At 70.9% G+C, this 3,251-nt stretch carries 4 protein-coding genes and 1 pseudogene; 3 read left to right on the top strand and 2 right to left on the bottom strand.

Annotated elements, in window-relative coordinates:
• Positions 1-192: 192 nt before the first annotated feature.
• Both ABZ281_RS43550 and ABZ281_RS43545 read right to left on the bottom strand, forming a co-directional pair.
• Positions 193-561, bottom strand: coding sequence for a helix-turn-helix domain-containing protein (locus ABZ281_RS43550; protein WP_356663711.1), 369 nt, complete (start codon positions 559-561; stop codon positions 193-195).
• Positions 558-809, bottom strand: coding sequence for a hypothetical protein (locus tag ABZ281_RS43545; RefSeq protein WP_356663709.1), 252 nt, complete (start codon positions 807-809; stop codon positions 558-560). Before ABZ281_RS43545 ends, ABZ281_RS43550 begins: the two co-directional genes overlap by 4 nt.
• Before the next feature lie 163 nt (positions 810-972).
• On the opposite strand from ABZ281_RS43545, the gene ABZ281_RS43540 reads away from it, so the two are divergent.
• The 3 genes and pseudogenes from ABZ281_RS43540 to ABZ281_RS43530 form a co-directional block, all read left to right on the top strand.
• The gene (locus ABZ281_RS43540; protein WP_356663707.1) at positions 973-1,794 is read left to right on the top strand and encodes a TIM barrel protein; all 822 of its coding nucleotides are present in this window, start codon (positions 973-975) and stop codon (positions 1,792-1,794) included.
• A 24-nt stretch (positions 1,795-1,818) separates the two neighbouring features.
• Positions 1,819-2,733 (top strand): 2-hydroxy-3-oxopropionate reductase, encoded by a 915-nt coding sequence (locus tag ABZ281_RS43535; RefSeq protein ID WP_356663705.1) that lies wholly within the window; start codon positions 1,819-1,821, stop codon positions 2,731-2,733.
• Between the two features lie 208 nt (positions 2,734-2,941).
• Positions 2,942-3,151, top strand: a pseudogene (locus ABZ281_RS43530) (catalase); the annotation flags it as partial.
• Positions 3,152-3,251 lie beyond the last annotated feature (100 nt).

The following is a 3,251-nucleotide window of genomic DNA, read 5'->3' as shown; positions in this document are numbered from 1 at the left end:
GAAACCGGACCCGTGCGGCGCGGCGCGTCAGGGGGCTTCTGATGGATCTCCGCAGGAGAAGGAGCGGCGTTCGGTGCGTGCGATCGGCGTGCGGTGCGGAGGGTCATGCGGCGGAGCCACCTGCCCCTTCGCGCAGTGCGGCGAGCCTGCGTGCCGGGCGTCGCGACGCTGCGGAGATCCATCAGAAGCCCCCTAGGCCCCCTTCTCGCGGTTGAGGTAGTTGTAGACGGTGAAGCGGCTGACACCCAGGGCGCTCGCCACGGTCTCCACCCCGTGCCGTACGGAGAAGGCGCCGCGCGCCTCGAGTATCCGCACGACCTCCTGCTTTGCCCTGCGGTCCAGATCTGCCAGCGGTATGCCCTTGCGGCGCTCCATGGCGGCCAGGATGTGATCGAGGGAGTCGGCGAGCTGGGGGAGCCGTACGGCCACGGCGTCCCTGCCCGCCCAGGCCAGGACGACGTCGTCGGGGCCGGCCTCGTCGGGCGGGATCATCTCGCCGCCCATGGCGTCGACCAGGGGCTTCACGGCCGCGATGAACGGCTCGTCGCCCGCGCCGCTCACGCCTCGCCCTCCTCGACCACGTTGACCTGGAGCGAGACCCGGGTGGCGCCGGCCTCCAGGGTCTTGCGGAGCAGGGCGTCCACGGCGGTGAGGACAGCGTCGGCACCGCCCTGCGCGGTGTTGCCGAACGGGCCCACGTCCACGGCGTCCAGCTCGGCGGCCTCCACGACCTCGCGGGCCACCACCGCGTGCGCGGGCGCCTCGTCCAGGTCGAACGGCTCGGTCGTGAACTCCACTCTCAGTCGCACGCGCTCAACCTAACGCGCGGGACGGACTTTCCGGCAGCCCCTCTTGACAGCCCTCGCACCTCGCAGGCAATCTTCCGTTAAGCAGAAATGGTATTCCGCGATACGGAATATCGGGGAAATAGAGGCAGGTACCACCGCCGACAAGGAAGGGAGCGCCGCCCCGATGGGATTCGCAGACCAGCGCTTCAACGTCAACCTGTCGATCCTCTTCACGGAGCTCCCCCTCCTGGAGCGCCCCGCGGCCGCCGCCGCGGCGGGCTTCACCGCGGTCGAGCTGTGGTGGCCCTGGGTCGACTCGCCGGTCCCCGAGCGGTCCGCACTCGACGCCCTGAAGGGCGCGATCGAGGACGCCGGTGTCCAGCTCACCGGCCTGAACTTCTACGCCGGACAGCTCCCGGGCCCGGACCGCGGCGCCCTGTCGATCCCCGGCGAGGAGTCGGAGCGGTTCCGTGCCAACATCGACGTGGCCGCCGGCTTCGCCGCCTCCCTGGGCTGCACGGCGCTCAACGCGCTGTACGGCAACCGCGTCGAGGGCGTGGACCCGGCCGAGCAGGACGCGCTCGCCCTGGAGAACCTGGTCCTCGCCGGCCGGGCCGCCGACCGGATCGGCGCGGTCCTGCTGATCGAGGCGCTGAACCGGCCCGAGTCCCCGCGATACCCGCTGGTGTCGGCCCCGGCTGCCGTGACCGTCGTCGACCGGGTCAACGAGGCGACGGGGCTGGGCAACGCCCGCTTCCTCATGGACCTCTACCACCTGTCCATGAACGGCGAGGACCTCCCGGCGGTGATCGCGCGGTTCGCCTCGAAGACGGGCCATGTGCAGATCGCCGACAACCCGGGACGCGGCGCGCCGGGCACGGGCTCGCTGCCCCTCGAAGACCTCCTCGACCAGCTGAAGAAGGCGGGCTACGACGGCTGGGTCGGCCTCGAGTACAAGCCGGGCGACCGCCCGAGCGCCGAGGCCTTCGACTGGCTCTCCCGCTGACCCCGCACCGAAAGGCACCCCATCATGAGCAACCTTGCAGCTTCCTCCCACCCGACCCGCCCGGCGATCGCCTGGATCGGCCTCGGCATCATGGGCTCCCCCATGTCGGAGAACCTGATCAAGGCGGGCTACCAGGTCACCGGCTTCACGCTGGAGCAGGACAAGCTGGACCGGCTGGCCGCCGCCGGCGGCACCGCGGCCGGTTCGATCGCCGAGGCCGTGGCGGACGCCGACGTCGTCATCACGATGGTCCCGGCCTCCCCGCAGGTCGAGGCCATCGCCTACGGCCCGGACGGCATCCTGGAGAACGCGCGGTCCGGCGCGCTGCTGATCGACATGTCCTCGATCACCCCGCAGACCTCGGTCGACCTGGCGAAGGCCGCCGAGGACAAGGGCATCCGCGTCCTGGACGCCCCGGTCTCCGGCGGTGAGGCCGGTGCCGTCGAGGCCGTGCTGTCCATCATGGTCGGCGGTGAGCAGGCCGACTTCGACACCGCGAAGCCGATCCTCGATGCGCTCGGCAAGACCATCGTGCTGTGCGGTCCGCACGGCTCCGGCCAGACCGTGAAGGCCGCCAACCAGCTGATCGTCGCCGTGAACATCCAGGCGTGCGCCGAGGCCGTGGTGTTCCTGGAGAAGTCCGGCGTGGACCTGAAGGCGGCGCTGGACGTCCTGGACGGCGGGCTCGCCGGCTCGACCGTGCTGGCCCGCAAGAAGGACAACTTCCTCGGCCGGGACTTCAAGCCGGGCTTCCGGATCGACCTGCACCACAAGGACATGGGCATCGTCACCGACGCCGCCCGCAACGTCGGCGCGGCCCTGCCCGTCGGCGCCGTGGTCGCCCAGCTGGTCGCGTCCCTGCGCGCGCAGGGCGACGGCGGCCTCGACCACTCGGCGCTGCTGCGGGCCGTGGAGCGGCTCTCCGGCGCGCAGGTCTGACCCTCCCCCGACCCTCGTAGCCCCGGGGGTCCCCGGGCCCCGGGCGGCGCCGCCGCTGACACCTGTCCTGTCGCGCCCAAAGGGGCGGCGCCGTCCGGAACCAGCCATGCCCACCGCTTCAACAATCTGTTGACGCTCCGCCCACCCCGACCCTAGGCTCCACAAAGCGGAAAGATATTTCCGCTGCTCTCTCGTACGGAAGGTCACGATGTCGCAGCGCGTGCTCACCACCGAGTCCGGCGCCCCCGTCGCCGACAACCAGAACTCCGCCACCGCCGGCGTCGGCGGCCCACTCCTGCTCCAGGACCAGCATCTGCTGGAGAAGCTGGCGCGCTTCAACCGCGAGCGCATCCCGGAGCGCGTGGTGCACGCCCGCGGCTCGGGTGCGTACGGCCACTTCGAAGTGACCGACGACGTCACGGAGGCCTAAATATCCCGCGCTACACCTATTCCCTGTACCACAACCGCAGTTCGACGGCGACCGGCGAAGACGTGCGCCTGTTTATCAACTGGTACAA

Origin of the sequence: Streptomyces sp. NPDC006265, from assembly GCF_040613555.1 — a bacterium.
Lineage (GTDB): Bacteria > Actinomycetota > Actinomycetes > Streptomycetales > Streptomycetaceae > Streptomyces.
This window is presented reverse-complemented; position numbering and strand designations above follow the sequence as displayed.

What these genes read in the sequence shown, in the direction of transcription:
- ABZ281_RS43540 (WP_356663707.1), top strand. Translation starts at nt 973, where the DNA reads ATGGGATTCGCAGACCAGCGCTTCAACGTCAACCTGTCGATCCTCTTC.
- ABZ281_RS43535 (WP_356663705.1), top strand. Translation starts at nt 1,819, where the DNA reads ATGAGCAACCTTGCAGCTTCCTCCCACCCGACCCGCCCGGCGATCGCC.